Origin of the sequence: Actinomyces succiniciruminis (genome assembly GCF_900002405.1) — a bacterium.
In the GTDB taxonomy this organism is placed as follows: domain Bacteria; phylum Actinomycetota; class Actinomycetes; order Actinomycetales; family Actinomycetaceae; genus Actinomyces; species Actinomyces succiniciruminis.
This window is the reverse complement of the sequence record NZ_LK995498.1, coordinates 1-17,515: the sequence shown is the minus strand read 5'-3', so window position 1 is coordinate 17,515 and position 17,515 is coordinate 1. Positions and strand designations below refer to the sequence as shown.

General features: G+C 70.9%; 14 protein-coding genes and 1 tRNA gene. 4 read left to right on the top strand and 11 right to left on the bottom strand.

Translation table 11 applies throughout. The features are described from left to right. Positions 1–88: 88 nt before the first annotated feature. The 3 genes from BN1056_RS07065 to BN1056_RS07055 all read right to left on the bottom strand — a co-directional run bounded on the left by BN1056_RS07065 (position 89) and on the right by BN1056_RS07055 (position 1,530). Positions 89–826 (bottom strand): phosphoglyceromutase, encoded by a 738-nt coding sequence (locus BN1056_RS07065; protein WP_210580036.1) that lies wholly within the window; start codon positions 824–826, stop codon positions 89–91. A gap of 138 nt (positions 827–964) precedes the next feature. Beyond that, on the bottom strand, positions 965–1,300 hold the full coding sequence (locus tag BN1056_RS07060; protein WP_210580035.1) for a histone-like nucleoid-structuring protein Lsr2: 336 nt from the start codon (positions 1,298–1,300) through the stop codon (positions 965–967). Between the two features lie 154 nt (positions 1,301–1,454). Continuing rightward, a tRNA-Thr gene (locus tag BN1056_RS07055) sits at positions 1,455–1,530 on the bottom strand. A 117-nt stretch (positions 1,531–1,647) separates the two neighbouring features. On the opposite strand from BN1056_RS07055, the gene BN1056_RS07050 reads away from it, so the two are divergent. Beyond that, the gene (locus BN1056_RS07050) at positions 1,648–2,721 is read left to right on the top strand and encodes an asparaginase (protein WP_210580034.1); all 1,074 of its coding nucleotides are present in this window, start codon (positions 1,648–1,650) and stop codon (positions 2,719–2,721) included. On the opposite strand, the gene BN1056_RS07045 is transcribed toward BN1056_RS07050, so the two are convergent. Next, complete coding sequence (locus BN1056_RS07045; RefSeq protein WP_210580033.1) at positions 2,722–4,338, bottom strand: alpha/beta hydrolase; 1,617 nt, start codon at positions 4,336–4,338, stop codon at positions 2,722–2,724. 188 nt (positions 4,339–4,526) lie between these two features. Here BN1056_RS07045 and BN1056_RS07040 point away from each other — a divergent pair, with 188 nt between their 5' ends. Continuing rightward, on the top strand, positions 4,527–5,462 hold the full coding sequence (locus BN1056_RS07040; protein ID WP_210580032.1) for a helix-turn-helix domain-containing protein: 936 nt from the start codon (positions 4,527–4,529) through the stop codon (positions 5,460–5,462). Between the two features lie 30 nt (positions 5,463–5,492). Here BN1056_RS07040 and BN1056_RS07035 read toward each other — a convergent pair whose 3' ends face one another. From BN1056_RS07035 to topA, 7 genes are all read right to left on the bottom strand, one after another. After that, complete coding sequence (locus BN1056_RS07035) at positions 5,493–6,710, bottom strand: DNA polymerase III subunit delta' (protein WP_210580031.1); 1,218 nt, start codon at positions 6,708–6,710, stop codon at positions 5,493–5,495. A gap of 61 nt (positions 6,711–6,771) precedes the next feature. After that, complete coding sequence (gene tmk / locus BN1056_RS07030) at positions 6,772–7,497, bottom strand: dTMP kinase (RefSeq protein WP_210580030.1); 726 nt, start codon at positions 7,495–7,497, stop codon at positions 6,772–6,774. A gap of 206 nt (positions 7,498–7,703) precedes the next feature. Continuing rightward, a complete protein-coding gene (locus BN1056_RS07025; RefSeq protein WP_210580028.1) occupies positions 7,704–8,987 on the bottom strand; it encodes an OmpA family protein in 1,284 nt (427 codons plus the stop codon). Positions 8,988–9,035: 48 nt separating this feature from the next. Beyond that, on the bottom strand, positions 9,036–10,112 hold the full coding sequence (locus BN1056_RS07020) for a sensor histidine kinase (RefSeq protein ID WP_244671566.1): 1,077 nt from the start codon (positions 10,110–10,112) through the stop codon (positions 9,036–9,038). Further along, positions 10,109–10,864, bottom strand: a complete 756-nt coding sequence (locus BN1056_RS07015; protein ID WP_210580026.1) for a response regulator transcription factor — start codon at positions 10,862–10,864, stop codon at positions 10,109–10,111. The genes BN1056_RS07020 and BN1056_RS07015 overlap by 4 nt, the downstream gene beginning before the upstream one ends. Positions 10,865–10,893: 29 nt before the next feature. Then, a complete protein-coding gene (locus BN1056_RS07010; RefSeq protein WP_210580024.1) occupies positions 10,894–11,496 on the bottom strand; it encodes a DUF3060 domain-containing protein in 603 nt (200 codons plus the stop codon). Between the two features lie 199 nt (positions 11,497–11,695). After that, on the bottom strand, positions 11,696–14,620 hold the full coding sequence (gene topA / locus BN1056_RS07005) for a type I DNA topoisomerase (RefSeq protein ID WP_210580020.1): 2,925 nt from the start codon (positions 14,618–14,620) through the stop codon (positions 11,696–11,698). Between the two features lie 230 nt (positions 14,621–14,850). Between topA and BN1056_RS07000 the strand changes: the two genes are divergently transcribed. Together BN1056_RS07000 and BN1056_RS06995 are read left to right on the top strand one after the other, a co-directional pair. Then, complete coding sequence (locus BN1056_RS07000) at positions 14,851–15,582, top strand: response regulator transcription factor (protein ID WP_073328799.1); 732 nt, start codon at positions 14,851–14,853, stop codon at positions 15,580–15,582. A 168-nt stretch (positions 15,583–15,750) separates the two neighbouring features. After that, a complete protein-coding gene (locus BN1056_RS06995) occupies positions 15,751–17,355 on the top strand; it encodes a sensor histidine kinase (protein WP_244671569.1) in 1,605 nt (534 codons plus the stop codon). Positions 17,356–17,515: the final 160 nt, after the last annotated feature.

Here is a 17,515-nt window from a genome sequence, read left to right as displayed (position 1 = left end):
CGTCGTTCCGCCCCGCCCGATTAGTCTCGACCTTGGCCGCCCCGCGCGAAAGCCCCTGTGGGCCGATGATTACGCGGGTGGCGGCGGATCACTTGCCCTGGTTGGCGACGGCGGCGATCTTGGCCTCCGCCTCGGGGTCCAGGTAGCGCCCGCCCTTCTTAATGGGCTTGAGGGTCTCCTCATCGAGCTCGTAAACGAGCGGGATCCCGGTGGGAATGTTCACGCCGGCGATGTCCTCGTCGGAGATGTCGTCCAGGTGCTTGACGATCGCGCGCAGCGAGTTGCCGTGGGCCGCGATCATGATCGTCTTGCCGGTCTTGATCTCGGGGACAATCGTCTCCTCCCAGTACGGCAGCAGACGGGCGAGCACGTCCTTCAGGCACTCGGTGGCGGGAATGGGCTCGCCGGCATAGCGCGGGTCGGTGTCCTGGGAGAACTCCGAACCGAGCTCGATGGCCGGCGGCGGCACGTCGTAGGAGCGGCGCCAGAGCATGAACTGCTCGTCTCCGTACTGCTCGCGAATTTCCTTCTTGTTCTTACCCTGCAGGGCGCCGTAGTGGCGCTCGTTGAGCCGCCAGTGCCGCTCCACCGGAATCCAGTGCCGGTCGGCCGCGTCCAGGGCCAGGTTCGCGGTCATGATGGCGCGGCGCAGCACCGAGGTGAACAGCTTGTCGGGCAGGACGCCGGCCTCCTTGAGGAGCTCACCGCCGTGAACGGCCTCGGCGCGCCCCTTCTCAGACAGCGGGACGTCAACCCAGCCGGTGAACAGGTTCTTTGCATTCCATTCGCTCTCGCCGTGGCGGAGCAGCACAAGGGTGTAAGCCATGTGGCCCATTGTGCCAGCCCCAAGCAGATGCCACCAGGTCCCGGGTCCTACCTAAAAGGACCCGGGACCTGGTGCTTACGAGAGCGCGCAATGCGCGCGGCGGCGTCGTGGGGCATTGGCACCCGACGGCGGCGCGGCTCAGGCGTTGTTGTTGCTCGGGTTGTTGGCCGCCATGTAGGCCTCGCGTACCGGAGCGGGGATACGCCCGCGGTCGGAAACCTCGTAGCCATTGGCGCGCGCCCACTCGCGGATCTTCTGCGTGACACCGGCTGCCGGGCGACGGCGAAGCGTGCGGCGGCCACCGCGGCGACGGGCCTTCACGGTCCACTCCTCGATCGACTCGCGCAGCGCGGCTGCGTGCTCCTCGTTTAGGTCGATCTCGTAAGTGACACCATCGAGAGCGAAAGTGATGGTCTGAGTCGCCTCGGACCCATCGATGTCATCAACTAGAACAATCTGCGTCTTCTGCGCCATATTGGTCCTCCTTGCCACAGATTTGCGGGTTCCGCTCCTACAACGGAATCACCCGTGAAACAGGATACGCATATCTGCGCAATTAAAGCAAGAATATTCCGAATACGGCATGCCGACCGCGCGGCGTCCGCGCACCCCGGCGCGCAGGTCCCGGTGGAGCCACCTGTGGGAATCGAACCCACGACCTATTCATTACGAGTGAATCGCTCTGCCGACTGAGCTAAGGTGGCCTGCCGCCAAAGCGGCGAAACGCAGGCTACCGCCTGCCGGCGCCGACACGCAATCCAGTACCCCAATCACACCGGGTGGTTTACAGCACAGCGGCGCCGCCTGCGTAGGCTGGCCATATGCACATCCACTTCACCTACGCCGGTGGGACCATTGGCATGGTTGACTCCCCCCACGGGCTGCGTCCAGGTGCAGACCTGGAGGCCTGGCTGGCCGCTCTACTAGCCGCATTCCCCGCGCCAAAGCACATGCCGGCGCCCCCGCGCAGCTCCGGGCGGATCGCCCCGGACCGCGCCGATGCGCAAGGATTAAACACCTCTCTGACGACGCTGCAGCCTTTGCTTGATTCCGCGCAGGCCGCACCACAAACCTGGCAATCGATTGTCAATGACCTGTATGCCCATGCCGGCGTTGCCGACGCATTTGTGGTTCTGCACGGAACCGACACCATGGCCTACACCGCCTCCGCCCTGTCCTACGCCCTCACGGAGCTGAAGCAACCGGTTATCGTCACCGGCTCCCAGTTGCCGCTGGGAGCGTCCGACTCCGACGCCCCCGCGAACGTCGTCGGCGCCATGCAGGCACTCACCCAGGGAGCACCCCGCGGTGTGCACCTGTTCTTCGGCGGGCGCCTGCTCGTCGGCAATCGCTCCACCAAGATTTCCACCTGGAGCCTGGCGGGATTCGACTCCCCCAGTGCCGCGCCACTGGCCCTGGCCGGCGCCCCCTGGCACTGGACGGCCGGCACCGCGGCCGGTGCGGCAGCAACCGTGCCCGACTCCGCTTGGAAGGAACCGGCCCCCTTCGGCCAGCACGACGTGATCGTCGTCGACGCCGTCCCCGGGCTGAGCGCCGCGCGCCTGACGCAGCTGCTGACGCCGCCCCCCGTAGCGGTGGTGCTGCGAGCCTTCGGCGTCGGCAACCTGCCGCCGGAGCTGACCGCCGTGATTGCCCAGGCGGTGGCCGGGGGCGTGGCGGTGGTGGTCTCGTCCCAGTGCCTGCAGGGCGAGGTGGAGCTCGGCCGGTATGCCGCCGGCGACGGGCTGGCCGCGGTCGGCGCGGTGGGCAGCGGCGACATGACCCTGGAAGCCACCTACGCCAAACTGCAGTTCCTGGCCTCCCAGGGGCTGCGCGGGGCGGAACTCGGCGCCTGGATGGGCCGCAATCTGGCCGGCGAGCTCACGGTCGAATAGTCAGTCGCGGCAGGTGAGCCCCGCCTCGGGCAGGACGCCGGCCAGCAGGTAGTCGTCGACGGCGGTGGTCACGCACTCGCCGGCGCGCCCGTAGGCGGTGTGCCCGTTGCCCTCCCAGGTGAGCAGGTGGCCGTCGTCGAGCTGCTCGGCCAGTGACTGTGACCAGGCGTAGGGGGTGGCCGGGTCCCCGGTGGTGCCGACCACCAGGATCGGGGCGGCGCCGGTGGCGTGGATCGCGGCCCGCTCGCGCGTGGACTCGTGCCCCCAGGTCTGGCAGAACAGGTCGGAGTAGCCCAGATCGGCACCGAAGGTCGGGGAGGCCTCCTCCAGCTGCGCGTGTTCCGCCTCCCAGCTGTCGGCGTCGCCCTTCACCGGGTAGTCCAGACAGTTGATGGCGTTGATGGCCTCGTCGCCGTTGCCGGAGTAGGAGCCGTCGTCCTCCCGGGAGGCGAACAGGTCGGAGATGAACAGCAGCAGCGAGCCGTCGTCCTGGTTCATGGCCTGGTCCAGCGCCTCGGTGAGCACGCTCCAGGACTCCGACTGGTACATGATCCCGAGGATCGCGGACTCGGCCAGGGAGTAGGTCAGGGGCCGGTCGGGGTCGGAAGTGGGAATCGGGGCGCCCTTGGTGACCTTGAGGAAGTCCTGAATCTGGGCGACACCGGCGTCGACGTCGCCGTGCAGCGGGCACTTGCCACCGCTTTGGCAGTCCTCCACATAGGTGCGCAGGGCGTTCTCGAAGGCGGCCGCCTGGGCCAGGGTCATCTCACCGGCGCTGAGCGTCGGCTCGATGGCGCCATCCAGCACCATCCGCCCGACGTTGCCGGGGAACAGTTCGGCATAGGTGGCCCCCAGGTAAGTGCCGTAGGAGTAACCGAGGTAGGTCAGTACCTCTTCGCCTACGACGGCGCGCAGCATGTCCAGGTCGCGGGCGGCGGAGATGGTATCCACGTGGTCGAGCAGGCCGGCCGGGGAATTGGCCTCGCACTTGCCCTCATACCGCTGGACGTACTCCACTATCGCCTCCTGGGCGGCGGCAGCATCGTCGTCCCCCGCGCCGTCCGCATCCGCGCTGGTCTCAGAAGCGGCGCGGTCCTCGTCCAGCTCGGCGTCGGTCAAGCAGTCGATGGCCGTCGAGTTGCCGACCCCGCGCGGGTCGAATCCGATCACGTCGTAGGAGGCGATCAGCTCGTCGGAGAAATAGCCCTTGGCGGATTCCACGAGGTCGACGCCCGAGCCGCCGGGGCCGCCCGGGTTGATGAACAGGGTGCCGATCGCGTCATCGGTCGCGGCGCGCCGTTTCATGGCGAGGTCGATGGTCTGGCCATCGGGGTCGTCGTAGTCCAGGGGGGCGGTGACGTAGGCGCAGGAGTAGTCCGCGTCGCCGTCAGCCTCGTCCATGCCCACGTTGGCGCACGGATACCAGTCGACGTCCTGCGCGTAGAAGTCCTCCAGGCCCGCGGGCACGGCGCTGGTCGACGCCGTCGCCCGGGCGGCGGGAGAGGGATTGGGGCCCGAGCCGGGCAGCGGACTGTCACACGCCACCAGGCCGGCGGCGGCGAATACGGCGGTCAGTGCCGCAAGCGCGCGGCGGCCGGGTACCTTGAACGGCTTCACCCGTGCAGCTTACGGGGTGGCCCTCCCCCAGACGGACCGCGCGGCCGTGGACCTCTCCCCATTGCGACGCAGCCGTTAGGCTCTGGCACCACGCCCCAGGGCCTGTCCCGCCCCTCTGGTCCCACCTGAGCCCTGACGGGGACTGGGCGGGCCTCCCACGCCGGCCGGGCGGCGCCTACGCTGACCCCATGAGCCAGCAGCCGCCCGCATCCGCCGACGCCCGCGCCGAGATCAAGGACTTCCTGACCACCCGCAGGGCAAAGGTGACTCCGCAGATGGTGGGGTTGCCCGTCGTCGCCGGGCACCGCCGGGTGCCGGGGCTGCGCCGCGAGGAGGTCGCCATGCTCGCCGGGGTGAGCGTGGACTACTACACGCGCCTGGAGCGGGGGAACGCGGCCGGCGCCTCCGACGAGGTGCTGGAGGCCCTCGCCTCCGCGCTGCTGCTGGACGACGCCGAGCGGCAGCACCTGATCGACCTCGCCCGCGCCGTCACCCCCACGGGCCGGATGCGGCGTCGCCGCGGGCGGGCCAAGAGCTGCGCCGTGCGGCAGGACACCCAGTGGCTGCTGGACGCGACGCCCATGCCGGCCGCGGTGCGCAACGGCTCGGGCGACTACGTGGCGACCAACACCATGGCGCGGGCGCTGTACTACCACATGTTCGTGGACCCGATCCCGGAGGTGGCCGCGGAGCACCCGAGCATGGCCCGCTTCATGTTCCTGGACCCGCGTTCGCGGGACTTCTTCCCCAACTGGCAGATGGGTGCGGAGGACCTGGTGGCGATGCTGCGGCTGAGCGCCGGCGAGGACCCGACCGACCCGTGCCTGCAGGCGCTCATCGGCGAGCTGTCCACGCGCAGCCGGGAGTTCGCCGACCTGTGGGCGCGCCACGACGTCCGCTACGTGTGCCGCAATGAGAAGGTGGTTAATCACCCGATCGTCGGCCAGATTCACCTGTGCTACGAGCCGGCCGCGATGGCGACCACCCCTGGAATGACCATGCTCGTCTACGGCGTGGAGCCGGGCAGCCCGAGCGAGGAGGCGCTGCGGCTGCTGTCGTCCTGGGCGGCCACCGAACTCGCACCGGAGGACACCGCCGCGGCCCAGCCGGCCGAGCCGCGTTAGGCGGAGCCGGCGGGGTTCCCTTGGCAGCGCCTAGGCCTGGGGACGCAGCTGCACCATGAGGGACTCGACCGCCAGCAGCGGAGCGGCATTGGACCGCAACCGCTCACGGCACTCCTCGATGGCGGCGATGCGCGCCAGCGACTGGCGCGGCCCGGTGGAGGCCGCCACCTGTGCCACCGCATCGGAGAGGTCGATGTTGACCTGCTCGACGTCGCTGCCGAGCTGGACCACCAGCACGTCCCGGTAGAAGGACAGTAGGTCGATCATCGCCCGGTCGAGCACGTCGGTGCGAGCACGCCGGGCGCGCCGCTTCTGATCCTCTTCCAGTTGGCGGACCTGGGCGCGCAGCGACGGCGGAACCCGCCCGCCCTCCTCCAGCCCGAGGGCACGCAGCAGGGCGGCCTTCTCCGCGGCGTCGCGTTCGGTGGTGGCCTGCGCGGCCTCCGCCTCGGCCGCGTCGACCAGATCGGCGGCGGCCAACACGGCATCCCCCACGCTGCGCAGGGAGATGGGCGCCAGCAGCAGGCTGCGGCGCCGCTCCCAGGCGCCGGGGTCGGTGGCCAGGTGGCGGGCGAGCCCGATGTGGGACTGGCTGGCGCGGGCGGCGCGGGCGGCCAGCTCCGGCTCGGCGCCGTCGCGGCGCACCAGCAGCTCGGCTACGGCGTCGGCGGGCGGGACGCGCAGTGTCACCAGCCGGCAGCGCGAGCGGATGGTGGGCAGTACGTCGTCGGCGCTGGGCGTACACAGGATCCACACGGTCTGCGGGGGCGGCTCCTCGATGGACTTCAGCAGCACGTTGGTGGTGCGTTCGGCCATGCGGTCGGCGTCCTCCACCAGGATCACCCGCCAGTGGCCGGTCCACGGACGGCGCTGCGCCTCACCGATCAGCGTCTTGACCTCATCCATGGTGATCAGGAGCTTCTCGGTGGCCATGCGCACCACATCGGGGTGGCTGCCGCTGAGCACGTCGCGGCAGGCCTTGCACTCCCCGCAGCCGGGAACTTCGCCGGTGCACTGCAGGGCGGCGGCGAAGGCTCGGGCGGCGACGGACCGGCCGGAACCGGGTGGGCCGGTCACCAACCAGGCGTGGGTCATGGCGGAGGCGTCAGCCGCGCCGGTGGCTCCGCCCTCACCGGCGCCGGACTCGGCTCCCCCGCGGGCGGCTACGGCCACACGGGCGGCCTCGGCAGCCGCCCGGAAGGCGGCGACAACCCGCTCCTGCCCGACGACGTCTTCCCACACGCTCATACCCGCCCCCATGTGGAGGTGCGGGTCGCCGCAGTGGGTGCCAGAACCGAGCTGGAATGGATCACGCTCCCAGCCTAGCGGCGGTGCGGAAGGCCTTCAGCTGTGCACCCGTCCCGCGGGCGGCGATGAGGTGCTCGACCAGTCCGGTCACCTCCGCAGCCACCACCTCGACGGGCCGCTCGGCGTCGACGGCCTTAATGCGTTCGGGCTCCTGACGCGCCAGCACCCGGAACTCCTCACGCAGGGCGGCGTGAAAGGCGTCGGGCTCGCGCTCCAGGCGGTCGCGCCGGCCGCGGGCGTCGGTACGGGCGGAGCCGACGGCGGGATCGGCGTCGAGCAGGATGGTCAGGTCGGGCAGCAGGCCGTCGGTGGCCCACAGGGACAGGTCGCGCACCTCCTGCGGGCCGAGCGCGCGGGCGGCGCCCTGGTAGGCGACGGAGGAGTCCAGGTAGCGGTCGGTCAGTACCACCTCGCCGCGGGCGAGCGCGGGACGCACCACCGTGGCGACGTGGTGGGCCCGGTCGGCCGCATACAACAGGGCCTCGGCGCGCGGACTCACGTGGCCGCCGTGCAGCACCAGGTCGCGGATCCGGTCGCCCAGCTCGGTGCCGCCGGGCTCGCGCGTGCGCCGGTAGGCGATCCGAGCCGCCGCCAGCAGCGCGCTCAGGCGCTCGATCTGGGTGGTCTTGCCGACACCGTCGCCGCCCTCGAAGGAGATGAACAGGCCCGGGCCGGGCGACGGCGCCGCACCCTCTGGAACGGGAGGAGCAGGAACGGACGGATTCACGGCGCCAGCGTAGCCGGAGGAGCGCGCAGCGCCTGTTTCCACCTGCCGCCGGGTCCGCCTCTGTCACCGGATGCACCACTTTCCGAGCACCGACCGTCTTCAAGAGACGGCAAACCGCATGATTCCGCAGACGCAGTCAGTAGAACCGGTGGCAGCGAGTCCCAAAATGGTGCATTCCTTGACACCACCCCCGCACGTCGGCGGCCTCAGAAGGCCGGCACGTAGATCTCTACGCGGCGGTTGAGCTGGCGCCCGGCAGGATTATCGGAGCCGTCCTCGTTCTCGTTGGGCGCCACCGGCCGGGTCTCGCCGAAGCCCTCGGCCTCCAACTGCGCGGTCACCCCGTCCTGCTCCAGGGCGTCGAGCACCGCCTGGGCCCGCTGCTCGGACAGGGTCTGGTTGAAGTCCTCGTCCGAGATTGAGTCCGTGTGCCCGTAGATGTTGGCGGCGGGAACGTCGGCCTCGTTGAGCAGCTCCGCGAGTTCGGTCAGGGTGGCATCGGCGTCGGCCCGGATCTCGGCGGAGCCGAAGTCGAATAGGACCCCGTCCTCCAGGGTGATGACCGTCCCACAGGATTCGACCGGCTGGGCCGCATCAATGCTCGGGAAGGACCCGATGCTCCCCACCGGGACCAGCGGCTCGGCGTCGACCTCGATGCTCTGCACGCCCCGGCTGACCAGCGCGGTACCGTCGCCCTCGTTGACGATGCTCAACCCGGATGCGAGGTCCGTGTACGTGCCGCTGCCGTCGCCCTCGTTGGTGATGCTGACGGTCAGGGTGGAGTAAACGCCCGAGCCGTCGCCGCCGATCACAATCGACTCCCCCGTGGCGGAGTTGTCATACGTTCCGGCGCCGTCGTCCCCGACGACGACGCTGAGGGTCTCGTCCGTGTAGGTGCCGGTGCCGTCGGCCTCCACCACGATGCTGGTGGTGTCATCGGTGTATGTGCCCGAGCCGTCACCGTTGTTGACGATGCTCACCGAGCCGTCCTCATAAACCGCGCTGCCCTCACCGTCGTTGACCAGGGAGGAGTCGCCGTCCGAGGTGATGACCGAACCGTCCCCGCCGACGACGGTCATGCCGCCGTTCAGGACCCCCGCCTCGTCACAGCGCGCCGGGGAGACGGTGATGCCCGGGCGGGACTGGATGTCCCCGGTCAGGTCCGGGGTGAGGTTCCCGGTGGAGGCGGTCAGCAGGCCGAGGTCGGGCAGCGCGAACAGTGGGATCGGCGGAATCTCGCCGACCTGATAGCCGGGCACGGCCAGGCTCGAGTCGGCCGCGCCGGCCGAGGGACTCGCCTGCGCACTCGGCGTCTCGACGGCACTCGCCACGGGCGAGGACGGCGCGGTGGAGGCCTGGGATGTGGTTGCGCCGGAATCGGTGCCGGAGCAGCCGGTCAGCGCGAGTGCCAGGGCGCCGACGGCGATGCAGGCCGCGGGGGTCTGGAGGAAGAAGCGGCGGCGCCGGGCGGGGGCGGTTCGGGGATTCACGACGTGGGTCCTTGTCTCTGGTTCTCTGTGGGTGTCTGGTGTGTACGTCTATCGGGATGCGCGGGGTGGTCCAGGAGGTGCGGCGGCGGGCGGGCCGGCCACCGGCAGGGTCAGCCACACCCGGGTGCCCACCCCCTCGCGGGAGGCCATGCGCACCTGCCCGCCGTGCCGGCCGACGATGGTGCGCACCAGCGCCAGTCCCAGTCCGGAGCCGGGCAGGGCGCGGGCGTTGGAGGCGCGCTCCAACTCGCGGAAGACGCCGTCCAGCTCCGCCTCGGGCACGCCGATTCCAGTGTCGGCCACCTCAATGGTGACGGCACCGGCCTCCTCCCGGCCGCGCACCTCCACGGCCCCGCCGTCCGGGGTGTACTTGGCGGCGTTGGCGAGCACGTTGTACACGGCCGAATACAGCAGGTCGCCGTCGCCGTGTACGTGCGGCAACGGCCAGGGCACCGCGGGCAGGTCCAGACGCACCCGCACCGCCGCGCCGCGCCCGGCCGCCTCCTCGATGACCGCGGAGACCGCGTCCTGGACCGTCTCGGCCAGGTCCACGTCCTCCACCGCCAGCGGGGCGGTCTCCAGCTCGGCGAGCTTGCGCAGGTCGGTCAGCAGACGACTCATCCGCCGCGACTGGGCATCCACCACCTCCAGATCCGCGGCTACGGCCGGGGTGGCGGTGCGGGAGGCGTCGGCGACGGCGGCGCGCACCGCCGTCAGCGGGTTCTTCAACTCGTGGTCCAGGCGACGTAGGAACTGCCGGTGGCGGGTGCGCGCCTGTTCCTGCACCTGCGCGCGCAGGCGCTGCTCTTCGGCCCGGTGGCGTCGCCGGGCGACGACGACCAGTGCCACCGCCGTCAACGCGCCCCCGCCGGCCAGGGCCACGGCCGCCGGGACGGCGGCCGTAACCGACAGGGTCAGCCCGCCCCAGGCCGCTTGGGCGAGAGCGGTCAGCGCCGCCACAGCGATGACGCCGCAGCCCCACCACAGCCAGAACCGGCGGCCGGGCCGGGTTCGAGCGCCGGCGTCGGCGCCGACGGGCCCGCCCCCGTTTTCCGCTCCCAGGCGTCCGCCGTCACCGATCGAACGGATCGCGCCGGATGCGTCCGGTCCCACCGGCGCGCTCACGTGTGCACCTCGGCGCAGAAGCGGTAGCCGCCCTGCGGCACGGTCTCAATGAAGGTCGGTTGGGTGGCGTCGTCGCCCAGGGCGCGGCGGATCTCGCGGATGCGGTGGTCTACGGCACGGGTGGAGGAGACGAAGTCGATGCCCCACAGGGCGGACAGCAGCGCCTCGCGAGTGTGCAACTCTCCGGGGTGGCTCATCAGGTAGTCCAGCAGGGTGACCGCCTTCGGGGTGAGGGACACCTCCCGGCCGGCCAGGGTGACGCGGCGGGCGGCGCGATCCAGGGTCAGCTCGCCCGCCACCAGCCGGGACGCCGCCGTCAGGGGCTGGCCGACGCCGCGGGTGCGGCGCAGGACGGCGCGGATTCGGGAGGCGAGCTCGGCGGGGTCGAAGGGCTTGGACAGGTAGTCGTCGGCGCCGTCGTCCAGGGCGGAGACGCGCTCATAGGAGGCGTCGACCTGGGTGAGCAGGATGATCGGGGTCCAGGTGCCGCCGGCCCGTACCCGCCGCACGAGTTCACGCCCGTCCATGCGGGGCATGAGCACGTCACTGACGATGATGTCGATGCTGTAGGCGCCAAGCAGGTCGAGCGCCTCAACGCCGTCGCTCGCGCGCAGCACCCGGTAGCCGCTGCGCTCCAGGTAGGAGCCGAGCGAGGCGCGGATGGGGGCTTCGTCGTCGACGAGCAGGACGGTGGCGGCGGGCTGGCCGGCCGCCGGGGAGGCGGGGGGCGGGGCGGGTACGGGCCGGGGCATGGGCTGCGCGGTCGGGTTGTTCGGGCCAGTCAGTCGGTCAGCTGCTCGACGGTGTTGTCAGCGCCGATGTCCTGAATGCTCGGGGCGCCGTCCAGGTAGTAGACGGTGACGTCGGAGCCGAACACCTGGATCGTGTCGGCCTGGCGGAGGTAGACGGTCACGTCCGAGCCCTGCACGGTCAGCGTCCCGATGTTCTCCGCGGAGACGGTGACCTCCGAGCCCTGAATCGTCAGGCTGTTGAGCTCTCCGACGAGGTTGTAGGTGCCCCCGGAGCTCTGGATCGCGTAATCGCCGGACACGTTCTCCTGGGTACCGTTCGCAATTACGCCGAGCCAGTCGGAGTCGGTGATGTCAGCGGTGGAGGCACCGACGGCGGCGTCGGCGTCGTCCGTATCGGCGCCCACGACGGCATCGGCGTCGTCCGCGTCAGCGTCCTCGGCGTCGTCGGAGTCGTTGTCGGTGTCGTCCGTGTCCCCGGTGGTCTGCGGAGCCTCCTCGGTGGCCACGACGGCGGTGGTCTCCTCCGAGGCGGAGTCGCCGTCCGAGCCGCCGACGCTGATGGAGCAGGCGGCCAGGGAGGCGCCCAGGGCTATGACGGTGGCGGGGACGAGAAGCTGGTTGGGGATACGCATTGGGGTTCCTTCCGGCGTACAACAATTCGTGTGTCGGAAGATTACAGGCCCGCATACGGCAGCCGTGTCGCTGCACTGTCGCAATCCTGCGATCTGGACGCAGGTCACAACCGACTGCGCGGCACCGCCACATCTACCGACCTCGGTACGTGACTTCCAACGACCTCGGTACGTAACTTCCACCGACCTCGGCGGGGGATCAGCGGGACGACTTGCGCGTGGTCGTCGTCTTCTTGGCGGTGGTCTTCTTCGCCGTGGTCTTGCGAGTGGTGCGCTTCTTGGCGGGACCCTTGGCGCGCTTCTCCGCCAGCAGCTCGTAGGCGCGCTCGGGGGTGACGGTGGCCGGATCATCGTCGCGGCGCAGCGTCACATTCGTCTCCCCATCGGTGAAGTAGGGGCCAAAGCGGCCGTCCTTGATCACCACGGGCCGGCCGGTGGCCGGGTCGGTGCCGAGCTCGCGCAGCGGCGCCCGGGAGGCCGCCTGGCCGCGGCGCCGCTTGGGCTGGGCGAACAGCTCCAGCGCCTGCTCCAACGTCACCGTGAACAACTGCTCCTCGCTCTCCAGGGAGCGCGAGTCCGTGCCCCGCTTCAGGTAGGGCCCGTAGCGGCCGTTCTGCGCGGTGATGTCCACGCCGTCAGCGTCCTGCCCCACCACCCGTGGCAGGCTCAGCAGGTCGAGAGCCTGCTCCAGGGTCACGGTGGCCAGGTCCATTGACTTCAGCAGCGAGGCGGTGCGCGGCTTGGGGCCCTTCCGGGACCGGCGCGCCGAGCCCTTCCCGGCCGGCTTCGACGTCGCGGCGCCCTCCCCCGCCTCCGCAGTCTCGTCCGCGGCCGGCTCCGGCTCGGGCAGGATCTCGGTGACGTAGGGGCCGTAGCGGCCGTCCTTGACGACGATCGTGTGGCCGGTGGACGGGTCCGTGCCCAGCTCACGGCCGTCGTCGGCGGCACGGGTGAACAACTCGCGCGCCTTGGCCACCGTCAGCTCGTCGGGCGCCAGGTCACCGGGGACGTTCGCGCGCTTGCCCTCGGCGTCCTCCAGGTAGGGGCCGTAGCGGCCCACGCGCAGGGTGATGCCCTCCCCGATGTCGATGGAGTTGACGGCACGGGCGTCGATCTCCCCCAGGCCGTCCACCATGGCCTTCAGACCCAGCCCGTCCTCGGCGGTGGGGGCGGCTCCCGCCGCACCCGCCTGCCCCTGGGGGCCGTAGTAGAAGTGGGTGAGCCAGTCGACCCGGTCCTCCTCGCCGGCGGCGATGCGGTCCAGGTCTGCCTCCATGGAGGCGGTGAAGTCGTAGTCGACCAGCTCGCTGAAGTTCTCCTCCAGCAGGCGGGTGACGGCGAAGGCCAGCCAGGTGGGCACCAGCGCCTGGCCGCGGTGTTCCACATAGCCGCGGTCGGAGATGGTGGACATGATGGAGGCATAGGTGGAGGGGCGGCCGATCTCCCGCTCCTCCAGCGCCTTCACCAGGGAGGCCTCCGTGTAGCGGGGCGGCGGCGTGGTCTCGTGCCCGGCGGCCTCGGCCGTGAGCGCCACCAGTTCCTGGCCGGCGATCATGGCGGGCAGACGCACATCCCGGTCCCGGCCGGCGGCGGCGCCCGCGCCGGCACCCGAGGCGGAGCCGCTGCCCGACGCCGTCGGCGCAGCCCCGTCCGTCACCGCGGGGGCGGTCTCGGACTCGTAGCGCTCGGCGTCGCGCCCCTCCTCGTAGGCGGCCAGGAAGCCGCGGAAGGTGATGACGGTGCCCGAGGCGGTGAACCCGGCCGTGTTGAAGGTGATGCCCGAGTCACGGGAGCCGCCGTCGGCGGGACGCAGGGGCACGTCCACCCGCACCGTGGCGGTGGAACCGGTGGCGTCGGCCATCTGGGAGGCGACGGTGCGCCGCCAGATCAGCTCGTAGAGGCGGAACTGAGCGCCGGTGAGCCGCCCGGACACCTGCGCGGGGGTGCGGAAGTGGTCGCCGGCGGGGCGGATCGCCTCGTGCGCCTCCTGGGCACCCTTGGTCTTGGTGGCGTACACGCGCGGCTTGGGCGCCACATACTCCGCACCGTACAGCTCGGCCACCTGGCCGCGAGCGGCGGCGACCGCCTGCCCGGACAGCACCGTGGAGTCGGTACGCATGTAGGTGATGAAGCCGTTCTCGTACAGGGCCTGCGCCACCCGCATGGTCTCGCGCGGGTTCATGCGCAGCTTGCGGCTCGCCTCCTGCTGCAGCGTGGAGGTGGTGAAGGGCGCGGCCGGGCGCCGCCGGTAGGGCTTCTCCTCCACCTCGGCCACGCGCGGCACCGCCCGGGTAACGGCCTCGGCGACGGCGCGCGCAGCCCCCTCGTGCAGGTGCACGGTGCCGGCCTTCACGGCGGCCGGGCGCAGTGCCCCGGCGTCGGTGAAGTCGCGTCCGGTGGCTACGCGCCGCCCGTCCAGTGTGGTCAGGCGGGCGGTGAAGGCGGTGTCCGCCGCGACGGCGGGGCGCAGCGAGCTGCCGGCGGCGAGGTCGGTGGACAGCTGCGCCTCCACACCCCAGTAGCCGGCCGCCTTGAAGGCCATGCGCTCACGCTCGCGCTCCACCACCAGCCGGGTGGCCACGGACTGCACGCGCCCGGCGGACAGCCCCGCGCGAACCTTGCGCCACAACACCGGGCTGACCTCGTAGCCGACCAGCCGGTCCAGGATGCGGCGGGTCTCCTGCGCGTCCACCCGGTGGGTGTCCAGGTCGCGGGTGTGGTCCAGGGCGCGGGTGACCGCCTCCTTGGTGATCTCGGTGAAGGTCATCCGCTTGACCGGCACCTTGGGCTTGAGAACCTCCAGCAGGTGCCAGGCGATGGCCTCCCCCTCGCGGTCGTCATCGGTGGCCAGGTAGAGCTCGTCGGCGTCCTTGAGCGCCTTGCGCAGCTGCGTGACGGTCTTCTTCTTGTCCGGGTTGACCACGTAGTAGGGCTTGAAGCCATCGGTCACGTCGACGGCGAACTTGCCGTAGGGGCCCTTCTTCTCGGCGGCCGGCAACTCGGAGGGCTGGGCGAGGTCACGGATATGGCCGACCGAGGCCTCGACGTCGAAGTCCTTGCCCAGGTAGCCGGCGATGGAGCGGACCTTGTTGGGGGACTCGACGATGACGAGTTTCTTGGACACGGAGACCTTCTTCGAGTGCTTCGGTTTTACGGCGTTTCAGCGGCGTGGCCCCAGCGGACCGCGGTGGACCGTTGCGGTGCCGCCCGGGCGCGCCGGAGGGGTGAAGACGGCGGCTTGAGACTGCGAGCGTGACTGTAGCGCACCTGTCCGACAGGCTTCCGCCCCGCCCCGCCGCCGTCCACCCCGAGATTCACAGCTGCGCCACAGACTAGACGTGTTCAATGAGCCGCATGAGCACCCCCGCCGAATCTCTCACCCGACCTGACGGCTCCCCCATACGCGTTCTGGTGGTCGACGACGAGCAGACCCTCGCCGATCTGCTCGCCTCCGCACTGCGCTACGAGGGCTGGGAAGTGACCACCGCCGGCACCGGCCGGGCCGCGGTGCGCCTCGCCCAGGAGCTCACCCCCGACGTCATCGTGCTGGACATCATGCTGCCCGACTTCGACGGCATGGAGGTCATGCACCGCATTCACGGTCACCAGCCCAACGTCCCCGTGCTGTTCCTCACCGCCAAGGACGCCGTCGAGGACCGGGTGGCGGGGCTAACCGCCGGCGGCGACGACTACGTGACCAAGCCCTTCTCCCTGGAGGAGGTCGTCGCCCGGCTGCGCGCCCTGCTGCGGCGCTCCGGCGCCAGCGCGGAGAAGCCCGCGAACGTGCTGGAGGTGGGCGACCTGCGCATGGACGAGGACTCCCATGAGGTTTGGCGCGGCGAGGACGAGATCCACCTGACCGCCACCGAGTTCGAACTGCTGCGCTACCTGATGCGCAACCCCCGCCGAGTGCTGTCCAAGCCGCAGATCCTGGATCGCGTGTGGAACTACGACTTCGGGGGGCAGGCCAACATCGTGGAGCTGTACATCTCCTACCTGCGCCGCAAGATCGACAAGGGCCGCGAGCCCATGATCCACACCATGCGCGGGGTCGGCTACGTGCTCAAACCCGCCGTCGCCCAGTAGCCCCGGCAGGTACCGATGCGGCTCATGGCCGGCAGACGCCGGCGGCGGGACCCCGGCGGCACGGCTCGCGGCCGCGCAAGGCGCTCGGCTAGCCTCGGGCGCGTGCGTCCAACACCACGCAGCCTGCGAACTCGGCTCGTCGTCGGCGTGATCGGCATCGTGCTTGTCATGGCGGCCGGCATCGGGGCCCTGTCCACACTGATGCTGCGCCAGTCGCTGGTGGACCGGCTCGATGAACAGCTGACGGCCGCCTCCGATCGCGCCGCCGCCCGGCGTCAGGACGCCAACCCTGCCGGCGTCGGCCTGGCCGGGAACCAGAGCTCGGACTCGGGCCAGGACACCACCCGGCCCGGGGCCGACGTGGCACCGCCCACTGACGGCGCCGCCCCGCCCGCCGCACCGAAGGGCGATGTGCCCATCGGCCTGGACGCCGTCGGACAGTCCACCGGCACCCTGACGGTTATCGCCTCCGGAGCGCGCGATGGCGCCGATGACTCCGGATCGGCCGTCTCCACGGTGAAGGCCGGATACATCGACGACGACGGCAACTACCGCACCCTGACCGACGCGGAGTGCGAGGCCCTGCTCGCGCTGGAGGTCACCGGCGAGCCGGTGACGGTGTCGATTGATTCCCTGGGCAACTACCGGGTGCTCGCCACCGAGGACTCCGCCAGCGGAGACGTGGTGATCACCGGCCTGTCGACCGCCGCCGATGAGAAACTCATCCGCACCCAGCTGCTGGCTCAACTGGGGATAGCGCTGGCCGGAGCCCTGATCGCCGCCGTCACGGGCCGGGCCATGGTGCGCACCTCGCTGGCACCGCTGGAGCGCGTGGCGGACACGGCCGAACAGGTCGCCTCCCAGCCGCTGTCCCGCGGGGAGGTGAGCATCCGGGAGCGAGTCTCCGCCGCCGACATCGCCTCCTCGCAGGAAATCGGCCAGGTCGGCAACGCCCTGAACACCCTGCTCGGGCACGTCGACGACGCCCTCACCGCCCGGCAGCGCAGCGAGACGCAGGTGCGCCAGTTCGTCGCCGACGCCTCCCACGAGCTGCGTACACCGCTGGCCTCCATCCGCGGCTACACCGAGCTGATCAAGCGCAGCGGCGCCGACGCCGTACTGCCGGAGGACGCCGTGCACGCCCTGGAGCGGGTGCACTCGGAGTCGGTGCGGATGACGGCGCTGGTGGAGGACCTGCTGCTGCTGGCACGCCTGGACGCGGGCCGCGAGCTGGAGCACGGGGAGGTCGACCTGGTGGAGATCGTCGTGGATGCGGTCGCGGACGCCCGGGCCGCGGGCCCCGACCACATCTGGGAGTTGAATCTGGCGGTCCTCGAGCCCCCCGCCGGGCTGAGCGACGAGGCGGCGGAGGAGTTCGTGCCCGAGCCGACGCTGGTGGTGGGCGACGAGGCGCGGCTGCGGCAGGTGATGGTCAATCTGCTGGCCAATGCCCGCGTGCACACTCCGGCGGGCAGTCGGGTGACCACGACCCTGTCCCGGGGCGAGGACGGGACGCTGGCAATCGCCGTCGCCGACGACGGCCCGGGCATCGACCCCGCGGTGCGCGACCGTCTGTTCGAACGCTTCGCCCGCGGGGACGCCTCGCGCGAGCGGCGCACCGGCTCCACCGGTCTGGGCATGAGCATTGCCCTGGCGATCGTGCAGTCCCACCACGGCACCCTCAGCGTGGACTCCCGCACCGGCACCGACGACCACGGCACCACCTTCACCGTGGTACTGCCGGCGGCCCCGGCATCCGCGGACGCCGCCTGACGCGGACGACCCAAATCCGGCGGAAAGTCCGGCACCGATAAGCACCGAAAAGCACACCACGCCGACTTTCCAGCACCACACCGACCAAAAGTCCAGTCTCAAACACCGCGTTCACGCCTGTTATGTCTCAGGACATCGGTGACAGTTCTGCCTCAGGACA